The sequence below is a fragment of the Candidatus Kaiserbacteria bacterium genome (genome assembly GCA_017134395.1).
Taxonomy (GTDB): Bacteria; Patescibacteriota; Minisyncoccia; order Phycocordibacterales; family UBA2100; genus UBA2100.
Map to the genome: position 1 here is coordinate 658868 of CP070993.1, position 22802 is coordinate 681669.

Here is a 22802-nt window from a genome sequence, read left to right on the forward strand (position 1 = left end):
TGCTTCCAAGACTTAATGCATAAGCATCAAAAAACGCCCCTGTGAGGGCGTTGCCCGTATTATACTCCCCAGTGTTCAGAGAAAGTTCAGGAAATGTCCCGAACCTTACTCTAAGAATAATCCCCAACCGTGTTCGCGCTGATTTCTTATTAATCGTTCACCCGTGGTACGTCGTAGTTGTGTTTGCAGCTCAGAAATGTCCTGTCCAGTCCTTCTGCGCCAATTATCCGTGCCCTCTAGCCCAAGAGCATCTGCTAACTCTTCAGCTACTACGTAGTTTCCCACACTTTCAAATAGACGAAGAAAGAGGCTCTTGTACTTCCTTGTGAAATTTATTTGCCTTTGCTTGTAAGTAATTCGATTGTCTGCATATAAAGAAAAGTCTCCCGCTGATCTGACAGCAACTGTACTGTACGCTTCATCTGTTTGAGCAAGCTCAGGATTTGCTTCTACTTCTTCCTGCACGCGTTGGTACTCCTGTCGTAATGTGTCCGCATTAGTGACAGTATAGCTTAACCAGTATTCATCACTAAGAACTGCAGAACCGTCATCTTCATATAGAACTTGTCGCCCGTTAATCTCCATCGGTATTTGATCCAACATCTCGGTGTGTATGGCGCCCATTTCTTCTAGTAGTTGAATGGCGCGATTTAAATGGTGCCAGTCTAGTCCGAGTTGGGAATTAACCATTGAATATAAACCATGCGCAGGGTTGGGATTTCGGACATGTTCATCTAAGATGCTACGTAAAACCAAATGATAATTTCCAGTTTGACTCATTCATCTAGGATACATCCATAAGCACTTTTTTGAAATATGTAAATTTTTTTACACGGGTATATTCTCTTACGTATATACTTTGTACCCCATACGTACCCCCATTAGTGTCTAAAAGAGTCGGTAAGTGGCTTTGTTGAAGGATACGTACCGTTGATATTGCTCAGTATCTACGCTGTTTCTTCACGGTACCGCCGTGTACCGTGCGGTATGGAATAAAGAGTTGTATAATGGCTTTACAACTGAATATTTGCCTTTAATTAGGCGCGCCTAAACTTTGTGGATTATCCATAAAGCATGGTGCAAAAAACACAACGAAGATAGAAAACCCATCATCAGGGCGCTTCGTTGTGTTATGCGGGGAAACTCGCATAGGAGTCTTCGGACTCTACTGGTGGTGGGCTTTGTGTTGCTCACCTCTTATTAGCTAACTATCAATTATGAAGTTAACTTTGCAACACGTAATTATCGGGATAGTAAGTCTGCTCGTGATCGGGGCACTCTACATACGTTTTAATCAAAGCGATGTGGGTAAAAATCCTGAGGTGTCATTTGAGAAAAAGCAAACTTGCGCTGATGTTCTCGTTGATGAACAAGAATCAGATGCAAGGTACAACGATAAAATTCGCAATAGCGGATATCACACAGAGGTGCATTACAGCCCTGCTTTACAAACTTGTTTGATTGCAAAAGTACATATATATCTTTCAGTCGAGGAGGACGATATTGATGCAGCGGGCTTGGCGACATATACGATTACTGATGCTTTCACAGGCAAAACGTTTTTCACGCACAAGGCTTTGTTGGGTGATGAATCAGCTACAGCAACAGAAATGTTTAACAACAAAATGGAAAAGCTTATTGAAGAAGGAGTATGAACAAGTATCTAACAATAAGTCTAATCAGTGCGCTTGTATTTATTTTCTTCTCATTAACGTCATTGTATCCATATTTGTACGACTTTGTTTTCGGCGATTATATCGGAGGATTCGACTTGCTGTTTTGGGGTGCAATAGTGAGCGGTTTGATTTCAGTCACTTCCGGAGTAATAGCATTTATCAAACGAGCCTAAATTACGTCTTTTTGTACTGACAATACTGTAGGGTGAGTGTAGAATCATCTGTAAGCTTATGATTCAAGAAATTAAAAAACACTTTTTTCGCCTTACATATGCTTTGAAGTATAGTAGGGTTTTGCAGATAGCTAGAAAAATATTCCCATCAAAGCGTACTAAGATGGAAGAGTATACTGCAGAGTATGCAAGATACTTTGATAATCTGTTCGCAAAGGCCGCTAATGCGGGAGGCTTTCAGTATCTATGCACCATTCTCAGGGTAGAAGGTCTGACTTCAGGGCATTGGGACGCTTTTGTAGAAGCCGAGGAGGCGTCTAGAGATATAAGCAATATTTTGAGAAAGACCAAGGGTAACAGAAAAGAGAAACGTGCAATCAGATTAGGATTATTTTTGTACTGTCACCTAACAGAAATGTCAGCACCTTATGAAATATTGGCAAATTTGTTGAGAGGTTGTCAAAATGCACCATATAGCGTGTACCCGTTCCATCATCTGGTGCGAATTGTTGGTGGAAAGAATACTCAACCTTGGGAGAAAAAACGTCTACCACCTTCGCCAGCAGCAAAAATAGCGCATCTCGAAGAGTTGGGTAAAGAGTGTGGAGAAGAGGAATTAAACCAGATCATAAATGAGTTTTTCCGTAACAATGTTAGAAACGCTTTCTACCATTCAGACTACGCACTTTCGGATGATGAGTTTCGAATAGTCGAGGGTTCACAAATGTTGGGTAAGGAAGTTATAAAAATTGAAGAACTTTCAGAGTATCTAACCAAATGTTTCGCCTTCTATTCCGCCTTTTTTATCGTTTACAATAATATAAGACGCGGTCTCGCGTATGGGAAAAAATTTCACAGATGGCCAAATTATGAGGTGTTGGAATTTTTAACGGACGAAAAAGAATTAAATGGTTTTAAAGTGCATTTCCCGAACGGTTCTCATGCGATGTTCCAAAGGAAGAAATACGGCGGTACAGATGGTTACAATTTTATGTTCGAAAAAGAAGGGATTGGCTTACAGGTTGGGGATTTAAAGAAGTATCACGAGGCAACAGATTGGTTTGTCGGAGATGAACCTTTTGATGAGTTTGGAACGCGTTACAATCCTTACGGCAAGTGGCAGCCAATAGTTTTTTCTAGAGATAGCGATCGCATCCAAAAGATGGCAAGAGATGCCACCGAAGATAGAGATGCCGAGGGTTGCCTTTTTTACATATACGCCACAGGGCATAAGGCAATTGAATTTGTTTTAAAAACAAATAAACCAATTACTTGGTTTTCTTCTATGCGCGGACCTTTTTGGTCAGTAAAAAAGAACTTTATTGTTAAGAAATGCGATCCAGTTGGCGGTGCTTATATATACGATGGCACAGTTTTTCTAGACGGCAAATCAGAAAAAGATGTTCTTGCTGGGTTAGCACGAATCAGTGAATTTGTTACAGCTCTGGAGTCAAAAGGGATTGAGGTTAAATCAAGATTGAAATATCAGATGTATTCCGATTTGTCTGATAGGGCAAAAGACGGAGGTGATGGAACATTCTCTGTTACCATAAGTATGGATGATCCACGCAGTACTCTTGTCGCAAACAACCTGGGCATGTTCCCTAAGAGCGATTGGAAAATAAGGCCAGAATGGATATGAGGTACTGTTTTGATATATGCTTTCGATAGAAAAATGCAGAGAACTGATAGAAGATGATGAGAAGTATTCTGATGAGCAAATTATTGAAATTAGAGACGCATTAGATCAGCTCGCAAGTATTTTTGTTGACAAATATTTTAGCGAAAAGTTTCCTGAAGAAAATGTGGCTCTTGGATCAGGTGGCGAGCGAGCGTAATTCTTGCAGGAATATAAAATCGGGAGTAATGTGATTTTATGACAATTGCATCAAAAATCGTTGTCGGCCTGCTGTCAGTTGGAGCTATTACGGCAGTTGCTTCGGTTGGCTCAGACAGTGCAACAATCCAGCCAGTTGAACACGTAAGAGTTGAAACTAGAGCGGTAGACATACCTGATCCAGTACACAAGGTTAAAAAGGAGGTGATACAGGATGCGGAACCTAAAGAGGTGGTTGAAACTAAACCGACCTCTATTCCTGCATATACACCTCCTGTGTCTAATTGCCATCCGAGCTATTCAGGTTGCCTTAAGGCAAACGCGAGCGACTACGACTGTGCAGGAGGGTCGGGCAACGGTCCGTACTACACAGGTACAGTTCAGGTATTAGGTCCAGATGTATTCGGTTTGGATAGAGACAAAGATGGTTGGGGTTGCGAATAATAGATTTACGGGAGTATACTGCCATCATGAACACGGATACTGAGTATTCTGACGAAGTTAAGGAAATAGCGGAAGACTACGGCGTTGACCTCGAAGAAGCAGAAGAGATAGAGGATCTATCTAACGAACTTGGAATTGACTGGGATGACGCTCATATGGTGTGGGAAGAAAGTTAAGTATGAAAAAAACAACAATCTATATCTTAATTGGTACTGTGGTATTGGCTGGAGGGCTTTTCTATTTCTACTCAGGAGGCAGTAATGAATTTGAAATTTCTCCCACGGTATCTAATGAAAACTCGTCACCATCAGCACGTTTACAGGTAACAGAAGAAGGGCGGTACGCAGACGACTACTTCTCTCACTTGGCGGTAGTTCATGAAAAACTTAGTAATTTTGGTGAGCTGGAGATAAAGAATGAAGACGAGACAATGGAGGCGTTTTCGACACTTCTATATGATCTTGGAGAGATAATTAGCGCTGTAGATAACGCAGCCATTGAATTGGGAGGATATAGGGATTCTACGAGTGAGAACGTGGCGCTTCATTCAGATGCTGTAGTTGTAGGGTACAAATCTCTAGGACTTTTGTATGAAGAATACAGAGTTGCACATGAGGAGTTGCTACGTTCAACAACAGAACAGGGTGTTGCCACTTACACAATCTCCACGAGTCGCATTCTGTCAGGAATAAACAATACACTTAAGACTTTCCCGCAGCTGAGCATGTTTCTAGTCCCAGCACTCTTGAAAGAGGAGAACGGCGAAGAACTAAATGCCCAATTAAGTAACGCCTTAGTTCAAAGGTTAGAGGCACTCTTCGGAGACGAAATAATAGAAGGCATGGCGGCAGGACAGCATGCTTTTGTTGCCTCTGGTGCGATAGTAAGACAACTGTTGCTTGGTGAAGAAATATAAAAGATAGCAAAATGAAGCACCACATGAAAATATCAACGGCAGTTTCACTTGTTCTTGCAGCTTTTGTTGGAGGGCTTTTGCTAGACTCGTCCATCTTTGGTCTAGGCGAAGCGGGATTCTCGAAGAAAGTGTCTTGTTCAAGTTTTAAGGAACAGGCAGAAAGTCGTATAAAGGACTACTACGCACCATCAGAAGTAGTAAGCTATACACCTGATGAGATTTTCTTCAGTACAAGTAAAGAAACCTGTATAGCAGCATGGAGTGGTGACTGGTTAAACGAGAACGGTATGTTTAAGCAGGTTGCCATATTTGATGCGGTTAGTAATCGGGATATATACTCAGATATGGTGTATCGTCCCTTTGTTAAGGAAAGTGAAGACATTGATAATTTCTATCGCCGAACTGTGAATAGGTACGATGAGCTGCTAGTAGAGTTAAGATAAAATAGTAGTTCGAGCAATTTGCAGAAAAGTATTACAGGTGTAGATTTAGAGTATGACAATTCAAGAAGCAGAAAATATTCTGAAGTCCTGGCAAGAATTTGTTGAATTTGCGGACAAATTAAGCAAGATTTCTATGTCGCTACCAGAGTCTTTATTACCATATCCGATTACGGCGCTAGAGGAGGCGGCGAATATTATCGCTAAAATGCACTTTGATTCTGGTGATAAAGAGACAGGCGAAATTGTACAAAACGGAGTGTTTGGATACCTTGTGTTCTTCAAAAGTGATAAAGAGGCAATTGACGGTCTGCGCTCCAAATTGAACATGATGGAGGAAAGTTCAGAGCTGAAGGCAGCTATACTTAAAAATCTGAAGGAAGCTAAAATTTCATGGGAAGAACACAGAAGACTTAATTCTCAACTAAAATAGTGGTTCGAACCTTTCTAAGTTCTGCCAGCTAGGCACAGATAGCCCTGACGCGAACAGCGTTAGGGCTTTTCTGCTGCCTCTTTCGGGTTGGACTCGAAAAGAGCGAAATATATCTGACTGGAAGGAAGATTTGAGCGGCGGGGCTGCGTCGCTTAGTATTTACGACTGAAAGGAGTACAATACTTAGCAAAGGTAGCCGAGTCCTAGTCCGACAGCCATCAATTTATACAAAAGATTAAATTTTTGGTGTATCCTTCAAATGTGGAAGAAAAATTAGATTCAGTATTTGTAGTGCCAGGATACACATTTTTTTATTGGGGATTTACTCTAACTAAAAATGTTTACCCAAATTATATAAAGCATTTCAATTTTGGCAGCAAGAAATTAATCCAACCAATTAAATTAAAAGTTGGGAATAAGTTTTACGATGCTAAAATTAGGCTCACTAGAATTACTACAGACAAATCTCCGAACAGGGAAGTTGTCCAAATTTCCTACGAACAAGAATACGATACTCTGAAGGCTCTTAGAAAGGAATTCATTTTTAGCCATGCTTCTACTATTGACAAGAAACGTCCCAAATTGAAAGAGCTATTCGAATTAGTTCATCTCAGTGAAAATAAGTTCAAAATCAAACCAATATCTAAACAAGAGACAGATTTTGATGACATGCTTAGGTTCATGGAAGAGAAGAATCTTTTTCAATATTGGAAAGACTCAAAAAAGGATAAACAAAAAAGTATTTTTATTGACTACTCTAGGAAATGGATTCCAGCAGCGAAAGCCCAAGAATACCGTAATAGGGCGAATGTAATATACATACTTCATAATCGTCACTCGAAACAGTTATACGTAGGGAAGGCAAATATCTTTGGCAATCGTGTTAAAAAAGGATCAGGAAGAATCGGTTTAGATGCAGACTGGGATAAGTTCATGTTTTTTGAAATTGATCCTGAATACGCACACCAGTTAGCACAAATAGAAACTTTTGCTATAAGGATATTAGCAACTGTTTTAGAGAACGACGTCGGTACTAAGCCAATCAAAGAACATTTGGAGAAGCTTGTTAATAGGCAACTTAGAAAAAATAGATAAGTATTAACAGCACCTAAGACGTTGAGGTTAAAAGATTTGTTTAATTTACGAAAAGTTCTCGTATTACCTCAAGCGGACAGTAGACAAGCTCAAGATTGACTGATGATTATTGTGTGGTATTGTCGAGCTAGAGCAGAAAGGAGAGAGATATGGAAAAGTGGAAACTGAAAGGTTTCGATACCTTTGAAGGGGAGTTTTACTCAATTGAAGGCGAGTATGGTTCTCAACAGGAAGCAGAGTTGGCTGCTGACGAATGTTTGAAAAGATTTGAGCAGCAGCAGCCAACTGAATCCTCAGGAGGGCAGTCGAAATATGGCATTCAGGATAGGGTCTATGTTATTTATCCTGATGGCACCAAGTATCGCTATTTTCCTCCCGCTTTTGCTAAGTGCGAGGTGATTCTCAAAGAATCAAACGGGAGTGTCATCGTTAAAAAGGATGGTGGATCTACAGAAAGTGTGTTTACAGACTTGACCGATGTTAAAGAAGGAGACAGAGGGCGAGTCGTTGAGGTTGACGGACGCTTGATGTTCGTGCGTGAACCGCACTCTGGCTGAACACTTGTGTCGATTCCTTATCCCAAATGAACCCCGCAAGAAATTGCGGGGTTTCTTTTTACCTCGCTAAATAGGTTCTAATCTCGTTCAGTAGCTACAGCCAAAAAATGAAGGATTCGTGAATGTTCGAATCTTTGCTATTTGTTCCTTTTACCTTACTATGCAAGAACATGAAAGAAGACATTGCATATATATATGGACATAATCCTGTAATGGAAGCACTACAAGCACGACCTGATGTTATTCAGGAAGTTTTTTTGAAGGCACACAGTAAAGATGAGCATTTAAAAAGCCTGCTAGAAAAAGCAGGCGTGAAGACTTCAGTATTGAATGAGCGTAATTTACCGGGAAAGTTAGATAGTGGTGTTGTGCATCAAGGTGTTGTTGCTTCTATATATATTGATAAGCTCGTATCGGAGTACAAGGATTTTATAAACGAACTTACAATAACTGATAACACGTCGGTACTCATTCTTGGTGAGATACAAGACCCACAAAATGTTGGCACAATAATACGTTCTGCTGCGGCATTTGGTGTAGATGCTGTATTGGTACCTTCACACAATCAGGCTCCTGTTAATGGAACTGTCGTTAAGGTATCAGCTGGAATGGCATTTCGTGTCCCGTTGGTTTCAATAAACAATGTGAACGCAACTATTCAAGATCTTAAGAAAAGAGGTTTCTGGGTTTATGGTCTACATGGAGAAGGGGAGGTGAATTTACCAGACGAGAACTTTGAGAAACCTTCGGCTTTTATTATCGGAAATGAAGGAACCGGCTTGCGTAAAATGACAGCCGAAACATGCGATACATTGCTTTCAATACCTACAGATAAGAGATGCGAATCGCTGAATGCTTCTGCCTCAGTTGCAGTTGTACTCTATGATTGGAGTACTAAGGTTAGTTCTAGATAACTTAATTTTAGGTAGTTTCTAAAGAGGGTTTGAAGATTGTCTTGTATAAGTAGTAACAAGATAACTTTAGGATTTGTTATACTTTCTTTAATGAATACAGGAAAACGTTCACTTATTGAAAATATCTCTGATATTGTTTTGTTTTGTACAACCACTGTTCCTTTTATATTGGTTTGGTTCACATCCTTTTTTTGTAATGAACGAGACATTGGGAACGCTAGTGGCTCATGCAGTATTCATATACTTAGTGGCCTATACGACTTTTTAATGACTACTATTATGGTGTTTGTTTATGGTGGATTTATAATAGCCGGACCAATACTTTTACTCTTTATACTATTGAGTTTTTTCACTAAGCTACTTCGTTATATGCGCAAGCAATATCCTGTGTCAGCAAACTTAATATTAGTTGAGATTATTACGTTCATACCTGTCTTGTTTGCATTGTATCTTTTTGCTTTAGTGTTTTTAGGACTATTTTAAAAACAGGAGTTAGTATATAGAACAAGATTGAGAGAGAGGAGTCTCTACAAATTTCGAAGTTGCTCAGCAATCGCAGTTATGTTCTATTTTAATTAAAGAAAAGGGTAATTGTAGTCAGGCCATACACCAAACAGTACACCGATATAGTGTACGATGACGTACAGGAAGAAGATGTATCCAAGGACTCCAGATATAAGGAAGATAAGTGTTTTATTGATGATTTCTTGGCGACGCTTTTTTACTTGGTCGATAGTACAGATACCTTTGCTTCGACGAAAATATAATACGAGGCTCGCTATTAGAAGAAACAATCCCACTGCGCGGAAGTACCATTTGTATTCTAGATAAAATACATCGGCAAGTGAACTAGCGAAGCTTACTGTCGCTAAACCAAACATCACGAGAATAAGCGGACTTAAACAACACAGTGATGCGAATAATACGGGGATACCTGTTACCTTAAATATTTCTTTCCATTTTTTTGTCATTACACAGCAGTGTACAAAGTGAGCATGTAAAGTCAACTTGACATTGTGGGTAGAGCTACTATGCTTAGTGTATGGAAAAAAATACACAACGTATATTGTTAAGAACTTTGCTAGGCGTAATTGTTATTGGTGCTTTTATCTTTGCAGGTATGTGGACATATTCGTGGTATCTCGGGAAAGTTGCTCCAAGCGTTGCAGATTCTACTCAGACTAGTACCACGACAGTTGCAGTGTTGGACGCCGAAGAATCTACAGAGGTAGAAGATGTTGTAACAGAAGCGCAGGCTGTTGCGTATTTTGCTGGAGGGTGCTTTTGGTGCACTGAAAGCGATTACGAAAAAGTTCCCGGTGTAATAGAAGCAGTGTCGGGCTACATGGGAGGTGCAGTAGAGGGTCCTAGTTATAAGCAGGTTGTGCAAGGTAACACGGGGCACAGGGAAATGGTGAAAGTTGTATACAATCCAAACACAGTAGACTACCGACGGCTCGTACTCGAGCTCTTTAGAGAGACCGATCCTACTGATGCAGGTGGAACGTTTTATGATCGCGGATATCAATACACCTCTGCCATTTATTATCAAAATGATACGGAGAAGGAAGTAGCAGAGACAGTTATTGCAGAGCTTGAAGAGAGAAATGTTTTTGAGAAACCTATCGTCACGAGCATTGAGCCAGTAAGTACATTTTGGGTAGCAGAAAAATATCATCAAGATTATTACAAGAAAAACCCAATACAGTACAACTATTATCGTAAAGGCTCAGGACGGGATGCGTTTATAGAGTCTGCGTGGGGTGATGGGAAAAACAATGATCTATTTGAAACTACTAAAGCAGAGGAAGTAACTGTTGAAGGTCGTAATCCATGGGATACATTTGTAAAGCCCAGCGACGAATACTTGAGGGAAACGCTTACGCCATTGCAGTATCAAGTGACACAACATGAAGGAACAGAGAGGTCATTTCAAAATGAATATTGGGATAATCACGAAGAAGGGATTTATGTAGATATTGTCTCTGGAGAGCCGTTGTTTTCGTCGACCGATAAGTTCGATTCAGGTACTGGTTGGCCAAGTTTTTTGAAGCCTATTGCAGAAGGAGTTGTAACGGAACGACCAGATAATACACTGTGGTACGAACGTACTGAAATTCGAAGTGCTGTTGCAGACTCTCACCTTGGGCATATTATTTTAGACGGTCCAGTGTCAAACGACCGTATACGCTACTGTATGAACTCGGCAGCGCTTTTGTTTATTCCAAAAGACGAATTGGAAGAAAAAGGGTACGGCGCGTATACGCATTTGTTTCAATAGAGTTGAACACTAAAACCTTTGGTATACTGACACCATGAAAACAGTTTTTATCACAGGGGTGAGTAGGGGTATTGGTAAGGCTCTTGCACAAACATTTTTACAAGCAGGGTATGCAGTATTAGGCACCTCTCTTACGGGAGAGTTAGATTATGAGCACGAGAATCTACGAGCACTGAAGCTCGATATTACTAACGAGCAAGAAATACAGAATGTTGTTGAGTTTTTAGCGGATGAAGATATCAAGATAGACATTCTTATAAATAACGCAGGTGTATTACTTGATCAAAATGACGATACGGTTGTTATGGAGCGTTTGCGCGCAACACTTGAAGTTAATTTATTTGGCACTATAGCTATCACGCAAGCAGTGTTGCCATTCGTGCGTTCGGATGGAAAGATTATTCACATTTCTTCAAGTGCAGGGCAACTTACTCGAGATGTTACCAGTACTCGGTATCCAGGATACAAAATTTCTAAAACTGCGCTGAACATGTATACCGTTACACTTGCTAAACGTTTGGAAGAAACGGGTATTACTGTTGCTGCAGTTCACCCTGGTTGGACCAAAACAGATATGGGCGGTCCTGATGCTGACTTAACTCCCGAAGAATCAGCACAGTACATATTCGATTTTGCACAACGCGAGAATGTAGAAACAGGGAAGTTTTGGTTTAGAGGAGAGCAAATGAAATGGTAGTCAGAACCTTTGGTATACTAAAAATATGAAAATAAAACTTACTGATTTAAAAGAGAAAGTGACCACTGGAGTACAAAAACTTGGTTATGAAGGAGAAGACGCGCAGATGATTATTGATACGCTTCTGTATGCGGAAATGCGAGGTAATAATCAGGGTATCGCTAAAATTGCCACTGGTGGTGTGCCGAAAGCGGTAGATGTAGAAGAGTTCAGAGTAGCAAAAGAGAATAAGTGTGGCGTACTATTTTCTGGAGGTCATTCAATGGCTACAACAGCCAAAGCAGCTGATAAGGCAGTAGAGTTGGCTGAGAAACATGGGGTTGGTGTTGTTTGTATAAACCATACAAGTACATCCTCAGGGGCAATTGGTTATTTTGCCCGACGTATTTCAAAGGCCGGATACATAGGGTTTGTATGTGTTGGTAATGGTAATTTTGCGGCAGTGGCACCAACTGGCTCAGCTGAAAGAAAGCTTGGAACTAATCCACTTGCCTATGCTTTCCCGTATGATGGCGGTGAAGTTGTTTTCGATACTGCAACTGCCGCGATTGCTTTCTTTGGGGTCGTAGAAGCAAAGTTAAAAGGAGAGCCTTTACCAGAAGGGGTTGCACTTGATGCTTTAGGAGAGCCAACAACTGACGCTGCAAAAGTCATGGAAGAAGGTGAGGGGGAGAACGTTGGTGGTGCCATTAAGACTTTCGCAGGGCACAAAGGTTTTGGACTATCGTTATTTGTACAACTCATGGGCGGTGCATTTTCACTTGCAGGTATCCCAGGTGCCAATGAGGAAGATGGTGCAGGTACTTTTGTATTAGCTATTGATCCAAGTCTATTGGCTGGGAAAGATGAGTATCTTAAGCGAAGTCGTGAATTGGTTGATCAAATCAAGGCGTCAAAACCAATCTCTGGACAAGAAGTTGTTCTTCCTGGAGAAAAAGGGGATCGATGCACCGAAGAAGTTGAGAACACTGGTGAAATTGAAATCGCAGATGGTGTATGGAATGAGCTTTGTAAATTTGTAGATAAATCATAGTATGAAAAAAATAATCGTAGCTTCAAAAAACCCAGTCAAGGTACATGCAGTAGAACAGGCTTTCGGTAAGATGTTTAAAGGGGAGGATTTTGAAATAGTAGGAGTGAGCGTACCTTCTGATGTTCCTGATCAGCCAATGAGCGATGAGGAAACGTATACTGGAGCATTAAATAGAGTTAATAACGCACAAGCTGCAGAAAGCGACGCAGAATACTGGGTTGGAATAGAAGGGGGAATAGAAGAAAAAAATGCTGAGTTTGAAGCGTTTGCTTGGGTTGTTATTCGATCGAAAGACGAAAAATACGGAAAAGGACGCACTTCAACATTCTTTCTTCCAGAAAAAGTTGCTACACTTATTCGTGAAGGAAAAGAACTTAGCCATGCATCTGACGCTGTGTTTAAGGAAGATAACTCTAAGCAAAAACAGGGAACAATTGGTCTGCTGACTGACAATCATATAGATAGAACAAAGTACTATACAGAACCTACTATTATTGCGTTGATACCATTCAAGCATCCTGATTTATATTTCTAGAGTAGTAATAATTAATACATATTGTATGAAAAAAGGATATAAAACTAATATAGAAGAAGAAACTGTTTCTAATACCAATTTTAGAAAAGTTCTCTACACTGGAGAATACAGTCAACTTGTATTAATGACTTTAGCTCCTAGTGAAGATATTGGTTTGGAAATTCACGCAGACACTGACCAATTTTTTCGGTTTGAGGCTGGCGAAGGTAAAGTGATAATTAACGAAACAGAGCACGTTGTAAAAGATGGCGATGCTGTGGTGGTGCCAGCTGGGTCGCAGCACAATGTAATGAACACTTCTAACGATGAATCACTCCACTTCTACACAATCTATTCACCTGCACACCACAAAGATCAAACGGTCCATCAAACAAAAGCTAACCAAGTGGAAGAACATTTTGATGGTGTCACTTCAGAATAGAGAGCTTGGAGTTTAATTTGGTATGGAAATAATTGCAGAGGTGAAGACAGAATCGCCATTTGGGTACACTTCACAAAAAAGTTGGGATGAACTTTTTGCAACAGCTAATGAAGTGGGGGACATTATTTCAATCCATACTGATTCACGCTGGGGTGGCTCGTTTGAACTATTAGAAAAAGCACGCAGGCTTACCGACAAACCAATTCTTGCGAAAGGGATTCACAAAGATGATTCAGATATCGAAAAAGCACTTGAGATAGGAGCAGATTGGGTTTTGGTAGTCGGAAGGGTTCCGCAAAAATATGCAGAGAAGTGTTTTATTGAACCACTTACACTTGCAGAACTTACAACGATTCCAGAAAATCTTCGAGCAGTGTGGAACTCACGAGACTTAAAAGGTGGGAGTTTAAAGAGCGAGACATTTGCTGATGCGCGGAAAGTATTTAATGGATGGCTTTGCCAAGCTAGCAATATAAAAACAGTTGGTGATATAGAAGATGGAGCTAACGCGGTTTTGATAGGTACCCATTTAGACAAATTTATACAGTCTATGGAGTAAGTAAAAAGAATTACGTAATTAAATATGGAATTAATTACGTAATTCTGTTAGCATAAAAATATATGGCACGAAGAAAATTAGAAGACAAAAACATTCGTAAACTGAGTAAATCAGGAGGAAAAAGTATTGCGGTTACCTTACCAATAGAGATTGTTCGTGAACTAAAGTGGAAGAGTAAGCAAAAGGTGGTAGTTACTCGTAAGGGAAGCACGGTGATAATTAAAGACTGGAAGAAATAGAATATGGATGATGCAACAACATTGATTGAGTTAAAGAAAGAGCTTGAGAAACTACGGGACGAACGAGATTGGAAACAGTTTCATACACCTAAAGATGTAGGTGAGCAAATAGCTGTTGAAGCAGGAGAATTGTTAGAACTATTTTTATGGAAGAGTGGTGCTGACGTGCTAAAGAAAATGGAAGAAGACGCTGAATATCGAAACGATGTGGAAGAAGAATTTGCTGATGTTTTGCTTTCTTGTTTTACATTTGCAAATGCTGCAGATATCGATATTGCGACTGTGGTAAAGAAGAAGTTAGAAAAAGTTAAGAATAAATATCCGGTAGAGAAATCGAAAGGGAACGCTACAAAATACAATAGATTGTAAGTTCTGTAACGATAGAATTTAAGAGGATGCTTTTGAGAATATTCCTTGCGTTTCGAAGTTATTTACACTACTCTGGCGATAGATTAGTTTGAGCTCCAATAAGGAAAGGGAGAAATGCAATGAGACCTAAAAATCTCACACCAGCGGGACGAGTAATCGTTGCTGCTGACTTTAGTCTGGCTGACGCTCTTGCAGTAGAGAGTGTCACCGAGGAAGTCATGAATCTTGCAGACGATATCCAAGGTACGGATGTGTATGTGAAATTAAACTCCATTCTTCGATTATCTGGATACAGTTTGATCGATGATTTGCAGGCACAACAGTTGCGGGTTTTTGCCGATCTGAAGCTTTTCGACATCAGTGCAACACTTGCAAACGACGGTATTTTGTTGCGTCGATTTGCACCAGAGATACTAACAGCTTCTTGTGCTTCTGGCGTTGATGCGTTGAAGAGACTCAACGAAGAATTGCCTGAAACTGAAATTCTTGGGGTCACTGTGCTTACCACATTGACCGAACAAGAAGTACAGGCAATTTATGGTTGTACGATACCTGATGCTGTCTTGCGCCTTGCAGAAGTTGCCGCACAAGCTGGTATCGACGGACTCGTTTGTGCACCGACCGAGGTCGGTATGCTCAGAGAACGATTCGGCGATACTCTTTCTATCAATACTCCTGGCGTGCGACCAGTTTGGGCGAATGTCAAAGGAGACGATCAGAATCTGGACAGAGTGATGACGCCAGAAAAGGCAGTCGTAGCCGGAGCTGATCGTGTCGTTATCGGGCGACCTATCATTAAGTCACCGAATCGCCGTCGTGCTATCCAGGCAACTATCGATGAAATTGCACAAATAGCAGCATGAGCTTTGCTCGCACTTTCTTTTAACCCCCGACACCAAAGGTGTCGGGGGTTAGTTTTTAGCAAGACGAGATGAATGAGCAATAGTTTGTTATGCTGGAGTGGAGACTGCTAAAAAAGTCTAAGTTGCAGTATGAGTGTAAAGAAAAATTATAAAATAAAAGCAAAGGTGTGGCTGTATCCAAGTGAGACTGCAGCGTGGCATTTCGTAAGTCTTGATAAAAAATTATCGGCTGAAATTAGGAAACAACACGCCTTGAAGAAGAAGGGCTTCGGCTCGATACCAGTGGAAATAACATTAGGGAGTACTGTATGGCAAACTTCGATTTTCCCAAGTAAAGATGGTCCGTATGTATTGCCACTTAAAGCACAGGTTCGTAGGAAAGAAGATATACGTGTAGAGAATGAAATTACTTTTACTCTTAGAATTAGATAGGTATGAATTATTGGCTATTTAAAACAGAACCAACCAGTTACGGTATTGATGACCTTATGCGGGACAAACGTGAACACTGGGACGGTGTACGAAACTACCAAGCGCGCAACATGCTGCGAGATGATATTAAGAAAGGAGACATGGTTATCTTTTATCATTCGTCATGCAAAGTACCTGCTGCTGTTGGTGTTGCTGAAGTTGTGAAGGAAGGATATCCAGATTTTACCGCGTGGGATCCACAGTCGGAACATCCAGATTCAAAAAGCACTCAAGAGAAACCTTTGTGGTTTATGGTAGATATTTCATTCAGGAAGAAGTTTAAGAATCCTGTTGCTCTTCAGGATATGCGCACCATATCAAAACTTTCTGATATGCGTTTGTTACAAAGAGGGAATAGACTTTCGCTTTTTCCAATATCAAAAAAACACTTTGATACGTTGGTGGAGTTGGGTTCCAAATAATATGACAGTGTATTACGTGTATATACTCAAGTGTAACGATGGGTCGTTGTATACTGGAATAACAACGGATGTTGAACGAAGACTCACTGAACATAAAAACGGAAAAGGCGGGCACTACACACGTGCTCATGGAGCTGCAAAAATGGTGTATGTACAAGAGTACGAAGGAAGAGGCGAAGCTTCGAAACGAGAAGCACAAATAAAAAAATACTCTCGGAGTGAGAAACTTTCGCTCATCAAGACTTTTCAGAAGTCTTGATGCTTCGTGTTAGAATACCTGCATGAATTTGTACACACGACTGTCTCTAATAAGTAGTGCTTTAGCACTACTTATTGGCGCACTCATCGTTCTCTTTAGTGCGACGACATTTTCAAGTTGGCAAAATCTCCTCATCGCGACCTTTATTCTTGGGTACACGCATTTCGTTATTGGATTTATATACCAATCGCGCAGTGTGTTTCGCAGTGGTAAACCGATTCGCATGAAAATAGCGTTTATTTTACTTTCGGTGCTTGCTGCACTCACGACGCTGTATCTTCTTCTTACAGATCAAATTACATTACTGGGCATCTTTGTTGTCCCGTATTTCATGGGGCATATATTGCTCAATGAGCATACACTTGCCACGCAACAAACTGGCAAAGAGTATCCATGGACACTCTTTGTCGGTATTTTTAGCTGGTTTACCGCACTCCTTTTACTCGCGGTACCGGGAAACTCATTTTTTTATCAACTTGATTTGAGCTACTTCCACATGCCACCTGACGTCTTTTTGCCATACCTTACAGACTACGCACCACTATGGCTGTTTAATGAATTAGCATTAGGTATGTTAATTTTTTCTATTGGCATATTGATGTATGGCATCTTTCGGTTGCGGATTTGGTATACCGGTATCCCGCTGTTGCTCGTGGTGTTTGCAGGGACGGCAATTGCGTTGTTCTTTGAGCCTATAGGATATGTATATCTTCTTACGTTTATTCTTTCATACCATTTCATATTATGGATGCTTCACTTTGGCGTTATGTTTCATGCGCGTTCACAAAAGGAGCTGTATACATACATATTCTTACACTTAGTGGTTGCAGTACCTTTATTGCTCGCCGCTGTATTTCGGGAGGGGATGCTTGGATGGATATATGCTGTCTTCCTGCACTCTTGGACGTTTGCGATAGTGACGTACATACATATAACACTCGCGTTTTTAAATGAAAAGTGGTTCCAGCGTTGGTTTCAACTTACCTAGCGTATGTACTATTTGAAAAAGTACCCGCTCGCGTTTGCTCTATTAGGACTTTTCGTTTTTGCGAACATTCTTTTTTATTTCGCTAGTCCGCAAGACATTGTTTCGTATATCGGTACAGAAAATAGCTATCTTGTTGCGTTCTTGTTTGCTGCCACTGGTGGTCTCTCCGCTATTACCGGCAGTGCGTTGTATGGACTACTTGCGACATTTGCAGCCGGAGGTGCAAATCCATGGCTGCTAGGCCTTACTGGTGGATTGGGAATTTTTATCAGTGACAGTATCTTTTTTTATCTTGCACGTAAAGGGCGCGATATTATTCCTCCACAATGGAGTGTGTGGGTGCTTCGTATTGAAAATGTAGTGCAGCAGTGTCCTAAGTGGCTTGTATTAGTCCTCATGTATTTGTATATAAGTTTCCTTCCTTTCCCTAATGACGTCCTCATGATTGCGCTGGTTCTTGGTGGGTATACGTACAGAACTATTGTGCCTGTGCTATTTGTTGGGAGCATAACCATTGCCTTAGTTGCATCATTCTTTGGTACGCTGTGGTTCTAGTAGTGCCGTTATAATACTGGATTTTTAATGAGGATACGATATTCTAATCGAATGAATGGAAAAGTTTTATATATTGAAGACGAGTCTTTCTTTGGAAGCATTATTTCAAAGAAGCTTGATGAGAATGAATATGTGGTAGATGTTGCTCCGACTGGCGCAGAGGGGGTAAAATTGGCGAAGGAAAATGAGTATGATTTAATTTTGCTCGACCTTATACTCCCTGAAATGAGTGGTTTTGAAGTACTGCAGGAGTTGAAGGTTGATCCACAGACAGCACGTGTTCCTGTGGTAATTCTTTCAAATCTTTCATCTGATGCAGATAAAACAAAAGCAAAGGAGCTTGGTGCACATTCTTTTTACGTAAAGATAAACGCTATGCCAAGCGAAATTCTTGCACTCGTTAAACGTATTTGCGGAGAGAAGAATAAAAGTGGAGAATAATCTATGACGATGTTACTCGTCACAACCCTTGGGCATCTGTTTTCTGCTGGTGTCATGGCCGTTGCTGGTGTCTTAGTACTTGCACAAAATCCAAATAGGAATCTCAACAGGGCATTCTTTTTAGGAGTGTCTTCTGTGTCAATATATGCGACGTCATTGGCTATCGGTATAAATTTAGAGCCATCAACGACTGCGTATGTAGTGTGGATGTTTAATTTGGCGAACTTCTTTACTGCCACTGCTTTCTTGCATTTCACCTTAATCGTACTAAAAATCGAAACACAAGCACGATGGCTTATACGAAGCACATACACTATTAGTATTTTCCTTGTACTGGCTTCACTGCTGTTTCCAACACTGTTTATTCCAGAGCTTACACCGAAACTCTTCACCTTAAGCTATTTAAATGCTGGCCCACTGTACACAATAATGACAGGGTACTTCATGGCAGTTGCGGTCGTCGCATTCTTCGCGTTACTAATTGCCTATGCACGAAATATCGGTAACCGCCGACAGCTTGAATATTTTATCGCTGCAGCACTTTTTGGGTTTGGGTTTGGTTCTATAGATTTTTTCCTCGTATACGATATTCCCACAAGCCCCTTATACGGAATCTTTTTTGGACTCTATGTAGTGCCTATTGCATACGGTATTTTGGCGGACGAATTGTTGGATATTCGAATTGTATTTAAAAAAGCGCTATTCTACTCAATTGGTATTGCAGGCATCACCGCTATATTGATGGCGCTCATTTTACTTAACAATATGTTAGTAGAAAAGCTGCCGTGGGTTCAAGTGTGGACGATACCAATTCTTACTGCGGCCGTTTCCTTCTTTGTTGCACGAATGTTCTGGAAACAACTTATTGAAAACGAGCGAGTGAAGTACGAGTTTATTACTGTTGCAACACATAAATTGCGTACACCGCTTACGCAAATCAGTTGGGGTGTGCGCACGTTGTTAGATGATAGGAACATAAACCCTGAAGTGCGTGATATTGCTGAACACATCCATAAATCATCAAATCGCCTGATTGAACTAACAAATATTCTTTTTGAAAGTACTGATGAAAGCGCAAGGGATTACGCGTACACGAAAGAAAAGATTGATTTAAAAGTTCTTGCAGAGAGTGCGCTTGAGAGACTCACACCGATTATTGGAAAGAAGAAGGTGAAGATAACAATCGATGCAAATGACGATGCGTCTGTAATGGCAGATGTTCGGCGCATTACGTCTGTTATTGAAGTATTTATTGAGAATGCGGTTAGTTATACGCCAGATGGAGGATCTGTTTCTGTATCTATTAGCAATAAAGGTAGGAAGGTACTATTTGCAGTCAAAGATACTGGTATTGGTATCCTTGCAAAAGAGAAGAAGAATGTTTTCTTAAAATTTTATAGAAGCAATGAAGCAAAGAAAGTGGATACTGAAGGTGTTGGGCTTGGGTTGGCAATGTCGAAGAACATAATCAAAAAACATAAAGGAAAGATAGGGGTAGAGTCTGAGGGGGTAAATAAAGGGAGTACATTTTGGTTTGAGATACCCAAAGTATAGGCTTCTTACAAAAAGCTCGACATTTATTTATAGCGTTGTATGCTAAAAATATATGAACTGGCTTGATTATGACAAGTACGGGGGAGGAGTATCTGGTGTTGGTCAGATTAACCATTACTATGGTGATCCGGTACGGTTGTTATTTGTGCTTGCTTCGGCGGTGTGGTTGCTTGCGTTGCCATTTTTCCCAGACCTCCTACCTTTTAATCCACTTATACAAGTATTCGCAGTTGTTGTGATTATTGTTTTCGCTGCTCTTACGAATCCATCTAAGAGATGGGTCATGGCGTATGATGCGCTTATTGCTGGAATTGCTGTTGTTGTTATAGAAAGTGCTGCAATTAACCAGTTTGAAATGAGTAGCTGGCTTGAGTTTGCGGTACGCGAAGTACTCGTAGTGTTGTTTTTGATAGCGTTGTATCTGAGTCTTAAGACAGTAAGGGCTATGTATATGAATCAGATAGGGAAAGAAAGTGAATATTAATGAGTAATAAAAAAGGAGTGGCTTTGCCACTCCTTTTTTATTACTCGGTTACGATAAGATTATCGTGAACCTTTGGTTGGTATAAATGTGAGTGCTTTTCCTCGTTTGTCACCACGACCAGTACGTCCAATTCGGTGTACGTAGTCATCGAATGTATTTGGTAAGTCGTAGTTAATAACGTGCGATACGTTGTCTACGTGAATACCTCGAGCTGCAACGTCTGTTGCAACTAATACACGGGCGTTACCACTTTTAAACTTTTTGAGTGCACGTTGTCGTTGTACGTGACTTTTGTTTCCATGGATAGAGTCTGCTTCAACCCCCTTTCTTGAAAGTTCATCTGCTAAGTTTTTTACACTGTGCTTCATAGCACCGAAGATGATAATTCGGCGCATTTCTGGATCCTGTAGTAGGGAAACAAGCGTATCGAATTTAGTATGTTGTTCGTAGGGAACAACATCTTGCTCGATACTGTTAGTTACATCTTTCTTCTTCACCGAAACAGTAACAGGGTCTTTTAAGAACTCTTTTATTAGTTTGGTAGTATCTCCAGCCATAGTTGCTGAAAAGAAGAGTGTTTCTCTGTCTTTCGGAGTAGACGAAACAATAGAACGAATATCGTTTATGAATCCCATATCGAGCATTCTGTCTGCTTCGTCAAGAATAACAGTCGATACGTCACTTGTTTTAAACGAGCCACGTTTTATCAGGTCGAGTACACGTCCTGGTGTACCGATAACAAAATGATTAGTACGTCGTAGCGCATTTATTTGTGGTCGGATGTTCATGCCACCAACGACTGTTATAGAGAAAATGCGGAACCCGTTTGAAAGTTTTCGTAGTTCATCTTCAATCTGAATCGCGAGTTCGCGAGTAGGTGTCAGAATAAGTGTTTGGCGATTTTGTTCTTTAAGTGTCTTTTCGATAAGGGGGAGTAGGAACGCTGCTGTTTTACCAGTACCAGTTTCAGCTAGTCCGATAACATCATGTCCAGCGAGAATCTCAGGAATAATTTGATCCTGAATTGGTGTTGGCGTTGTAAGACCCATTGCTGCGACTGTTGCAGAAAGTTTGGCGTTTAGGCCGAATGTGTCGAACGTGTTCTTCGGAACATATACTTCTTCAACAATATCAACAGGGTTTGTGTTGATAAATTGGGAAGGGTTAAAGGTAGGCATCTTGCGTCCACCTCGACCTCCACCTCGACTGCCACCACTTCGGTAACCACCGCCAGAACCACCTCGGCTCGATCGGCCGCCTTGGAATTTACCTCGGGGTGATGACCCTGACTTACTAAATGTGCGGCGTTTACTCACGCCAGATTTACTCCGACTAGGTCGGTTGTGTGCTGTATGCATATTATATTTTTTAAGAAACGAATACTCGTTTCGGGCTGTGCAGGTAGTAATCAAACGTAGCTCCCTATAACCAATCGTCTGCAGCCGTTGAGCCCTACACGAGTTTCAAAAGCTTGGCGTTAAAATAACACGTATTTAACTATTGTCAATATGTGTGTTGAATTGCACCGTAAAGTTACACGTTCCATAAATTCAGACATTGGATGTCTGAATTTATGGGGAAGGTAAACGCACGAATATATGGACATCGGATGTCCATATATTCGTATATCAGTTAACTGATATATTTTTATAGCTCGTATCTCAAGAGCAGAAGGTTCAGTGAGGTATCTCAATAGGTACTAATGGTTTACAATATCTCTATGAAAAAGACATTAATTATCGGAGGAGTTATAGTGGCATTATTAGTATTTGGTTCTTGGTGGTCGCGTGCTGCTTCCACAAACGATCCGAATGTGATTTCTAACAATGGTGTTCATTGGCATCCAACTCTTGAAATATACGTTAATGATGAGTTACAAGAAATACCAAGTAATTTAGGCTTAGTGGGCGTGCACGGACCACTACATACCCACGACGATTTACCTAACATTCATTTAGAATTTGAGGGGCCAGTCACACGCGAAGATACACAGCTCCAACGATTCTTTGATGTATGGGGTAAAGATTTCAATGAATTAGGGGACAGTGTTTCAATGACAGTAAACGAAGAAACCAACACTCAGTTTGGTATGTATGAAATGAGAGATGGAGACAAAATAGTATTACGGTATGAATAAACACCATAC

33 protein-coding genes are annotated in these 22802 nt (G+C 40.6%); 30 read left to right on the forward strand and 3 right to left on the reverse strand.

Annotated features, from left to right (window positions below; genetic code table 11):
* Positions 1-105 precede the first annotated feature (105 nt).
* Positions 106-690 carry a hypothetical protein gene (locus tag JXR01_03575; protein QSH39349.1) on the reverse strand — a complete coding sequence of 195 codons (585 nt, stop codon included), beginning with the start codon at positions 688-690 and terminating at the stop codon, positions 106-108.
* Between the two features lie 527 nt (positions 691-1217).
* On the opposite strand from JXR01_03575, the gene JXR01_03580 reads away from it, so the two are divergent.
* The 12 genes from JXR01_03580 to JXR01_03635 all read left to right on the forward strand — a co-directional run bounded on the left by JXR01_03580 (position 1218) and on the right by JXR01_03635 (position 8968).
* Positions 1218-1655: a hypothetical protein gene (locus tag JXR01_03580; GenBank protein QSH39350.1), complete on the forward strand. Its 438-nt coding sequence runs from the start codon at positions 1218-1220 to the stop codon at positions 1653-1655.
* Between the two features lie 252 nt (positions 1656-1907).
* A complete protein-coding gene (locus JXR01_03585; protein QSH39351.1) occupies positions 1908-3491 on the forward strand; it encodes a hypothetical protein in 1584 nt (527 codons plus the stop codon).
* Between the two features lie 16 nt (positions 3492-3507).
* Positions 3508-3687: a hypothetical protein gene (locus tag JXR01_03590; protein ID QSH39352.1), complete on the forward strand. Its 180-nt coding sequence runs from the start codon at positions 3508-3510 to the stop codon at positions 3685-3687.
* Positions 3688-3725: 38 nt separating this feature from the next.
* Positions 3726-4130: a hypothetical protein gene (locus tag JXR01_03595; protein QSH39353.1), complete on the forward strand. Its 405-nt coding sequence runs from the start codon at positions 3726-3728 to the stop codon at positions 4128-4130.
* Positions 4131-4156: 26 nt separating this feature from the next.
* Complete coding sequence (locus JXR01_03600; GenBank protein ID QSH39354.1) at positions 4157-4306, forward strand: hypothetical protein; 150 nt, start codon at positions 4157-4159, stop codon at positions 4304-4306.
* Positions 4307-4308: 2 nt separating this feature from the next.
* The gene (locus JXR01_03605; GenBank protein QSH39355.1) at positions 4309-5046 is read left to right on the forward strand and encodes a hypothetical protein; all 738 of its coding nucleotides are present in this window, start codon (positions 4309-4311) and stop codon (positions 5044-5046) included.
* Positions 5047-5069: 23 nt separating this feature from the next.
* Entirely contained in the window at positions 5070-5489 is a 420-nt protein-coding gene (locus tag JXR01_03610) for a hypothetical protein (GenBank protein QSH39356.1), read from the forward strand.
* A 52-nt stretch (positions 5490-5541) separates the two neighbouring features.
* Positions 5542-5919, forward strand: a complete 378-nt coding sequence (locus JXR01_03615) for a hypothetical protein (protein QSH39357.1) — start codon at positions 5542-5544, stop codon at positions 5917-5919.
* 261 nt (positions 5920-6180) lie between these two features.
* Positions 6181-7014 carry a GIY-YIG nuclease family protein gene (locus JXR01_03620; protein ID QSH39358.1) on the forward strand — a complete coding sequence of 278 codons (834 nt, stop codon included), beginning with the start codon at positions 6181-6183 and terminating at the stop codon, positions 7012-7014.
* A 149-nt stretch (positions 7015-7163) separates the two neighbouring features.
* Complete coding sequence (locus JXR01_03625; protein ID QSH39359.1) at positions 7164-7571, forward strand: hypothetical protein; 408 nt, start codon at positions 7164-7166, stop codon at positions 7569-7571.
* Between the two features lie 170 nt (positions 7572-7741).
* On the forward strand, positions 7742-8485 hold the full coding sequence (gene rlmB, locus JXR01_03630) for a 23S rRNA (guanosine(2251)-2'-O)-methyltransferase RlmB (protein QSH39360.1): 744 nt from the start codon (positions 7742-7744) through the stop codon (positions 8483-8485).
* 90 nt (positions 8486-8575) lie between these two features.
* Positions 8576-8968 carry a hypothetical protein gene (locus JXR01_03635; protein QSH39361.1) on the forward strand — a complete coding sequence of 131 codons (393 nt, stop codon included), beginning with the start codon at positions 8576-8578 and terminating at the stop codon, positions 8966-8968.
* Positions 8969-9060: 92 nt separating this feature from the next.
* On the opposite strand, the gene JXR01_03640 is transcribed toward JXR01_03635, so the two are convergent.
* Positions 9061-9456, reverse strand: coding sequence for a hypothetical protein (locus tag JXR01_03640; GenBank protein ID QSH39362.1), 396 nt, complete (start codon positions 9454-9456; stop codon positions 9061-9063).
* Positions 9457-9527: 71 nt separating this feature from the next.
* On the opposite strand from JXR01_03640, the gene msrB reads away from it, so the two are divergent.
* The 17 genes from msrB (at position 9528) to JXR01_03725 (ending at position 20656) form a co-directional block, all read left to right on the forward strand.
* Complete coding sequence (gene msrB / locus JXR01_03645) at positions 9528-10766, forward strand: peptide-methionine (R)-S-oxide reductase MsrB (protein ID QSH39363.1); 1239 nt, start codon at positions 9528-9530, stop codon at positions 10764-10766.
* A gap of 34 nt (positions 10767-10800) precedes the next feature.
* On the forward strand, positions 10801-11463 hold the full coding sequence (locus JXR01_03650; protein QSH39364.1) for an SDR family NAD(P)-dependent oxidoreductase: 663 nt from the start codon (positions 10801-10803) through the stop codon (positions 11461-11463).
* A 25-nt stretch (positions 11464-11488) separates the two neighbouring features.
* A complete protein-coding gene (locus tag JXR01_03655; protein QSH39365.1) occupies positions 11489-12496 on the forward strand; it encodes an Ldh family oxidoreductase in 1008 nt (335 codons plus the stop codon).
* Position 12497: 1 nt separating this feature from the next.
* A complete protein-coding gene (yjjX, locus tag JXR01_03660) occupies positions 12498-13031 on the forward strand; it encodes an inosine/xanthosine triphosphatase (protein QSH39366.1) in 534 nt (177 codons plus the stop codon).
* 25 nt (positions 13032-13056) lie between these two features.
* The gene (locus JXR01_03665; GenBank protein QSH39367.1) at positions 13057-13452 is read left to right on the forward strand and encodes a cupin domain-containing protein; all 396 of its coding nucleotides are present in this window, start codon (positions 13057-13059) and stop codon (positions 13450-13452) included.
* A 22-nt stretch (positions 13453-13474) separates the two neighbouring features.
* Positions 13475-14011 (forward strand): hypothetical protein, encoded by a 537-nt coding sequence (locus tag JXR01_03670; protein ID QSH39368.1) that lies wholly within the window; start codon positions 13475-13477, stop codon positions 14009-14011.
* Between the two features lie 62 nt (positions 14012-14073).
* Complete coding sequence (locus JXR01_03675; GenBank protein QSH39369.1) at positions 14074-14250, forward strand: AbrB/MazE/SpoVT family DNA-binding domain-containing protein; 177 nt, start codon at positions 14074-14076, stop codon at positions 14248-14250.
* Between the two features lie 3 nt (positions 14251-14253).
* Positions 14254-14619, forward strand: coding sequence for a nucleotide pyrophosphohydrolase (locus JXR01_03680; GenBank protein ID QSH39370.1), 366 nt, complete (start codon positions 14254-14256; stop codon positions 14617-14619).
* A gap of 119 nt (positions 14620-14738) precedes the next feature.
* Positions 14739-15482, forward strand: coding sequence for an orotidine-5'-phosphate decarboxylase (pyrF, locus tag JXR01_03685; protein ID QSH39371.1), 744 nt, complete (start codon positions 14739-14741; stop codon positions 15480-15482).
* A 129-nt stretch (positions 15483-15611) separates the two neighbouring features.
* On the forward strand, positions 15612-15914 hold the full coding sequence (locus tag JXR01_03690; GenBank protein QSH39372.1) for a DUF1905 domain-containing protein: 303 nt from the start codon (positions 15612-15614) through the stop codon (positions 15912-15914).
* A gap of 2 nt (positions 15915-15916) precedes the next feature.
* Positions 15917-16375, forward strand: a complete 459-nt coding sequence (locus JXR01_03695) for an EVE domain-containing protein (GenBank protein QSH39373.1) — start codon at positions 15917-15919, stop codon at positions 16373-16375.
* 1 nt (position 16376) lies between these two features.
* The gene (locus JXR01_03700) at positions 16377-16634 is read left to right on the forward strand and encodes a GIY-YIG nuclease family protein (protein QSH39374.1); all 258 of its coding nucleotides are present in this window, start codon (positions 16377-16379) and stop codon (positions 16632-16634) included.
* A gap of 22 nt (positions 16635-16656) precedes the next feature.
* The gene (locus JXR01_03705; protein QSH39375.1) at positions 16657-17622 is read left to right on the forward strand and encodes a hypothetical protein; all 966 of its coding nucleotides are present in this window, start codon (positions 16657-16659) and stop codon (positions 17620-17622) included.
* A 3-nt stretch (positions 17623-17625) separates the two neighbouring features.
* Entirely contained in the window at positions 17626-18177 is a 552-nt protein-coding gene (locus JXR01_03710; protein QSH39376.1) for a hypothetical protein, read from the forward strand.
* 51 nt (positions 18178-18228) lie between these two features.
* Positions 18229-18618 (forward strand): response regulator, encoded by a 390-nt coding sequence (locus JXR01_03715; protein ID QSH39377.1) that lies wholly within the window; start codon positions 18229-18231, stop codon positions 18616-18618.
* A gap of 9 nt (positions 18619-18627) precedes the next feature.
* On the forward strand, positions 18628-20172 hold the full coding sequence (locus JXR01_03720) for a hypothetical protein (protein ID QSH39378.1): 1545 nt from the start codon (positions 18628-18630) through the stop codon (positions 20170-20172).
* A 52-nt stretch (positions 20173-20224) separates the two neighbouring features.
* Positions 20225-20656 carry a hypothetical protein gene (locus JXR01_03725; protein QSH39379.1) on the forward strand — a complete coding sequence of 144 codons (432 nt, stop codon included), beginning with the start codon at positions 20225-20227 and terminating at the stop codon, positions 20654-20656.
* Positions 20657-20715: 59 nt separating this feature from the next.
* On the opposite strand, the gene JXR01_03730 is transcribed toward JXR01_03725, so the two are convergent.
* Entirely contained in the window at positions 20716-22014 is a 1299-nt protein-coding gene (locus JXR01_03730; protein QSH39380.1) for a DEAD/DEAH box helicase, read from the reverse strand.
* A 362-nt stretch (positions 22015-22376) separates the two neighbouring features.
* Between JXR01_03730 and JXR01_03735 the strand changes: the two genes are divergently transcribed.
* Positions 22377-22793 carry a hypothetical protein gene (locus tag JXR01_03735; GenBank protein QSH39381.1) on the forward strand — a complete coding sequence of 139 codons (417 nt, stop codon included), beginning with the start codon at positions 22377-22379 and terminating at the stop codon, positions 22791-22793.
* Positions 22794-22802: the final 9 nt, after the last annotated feature.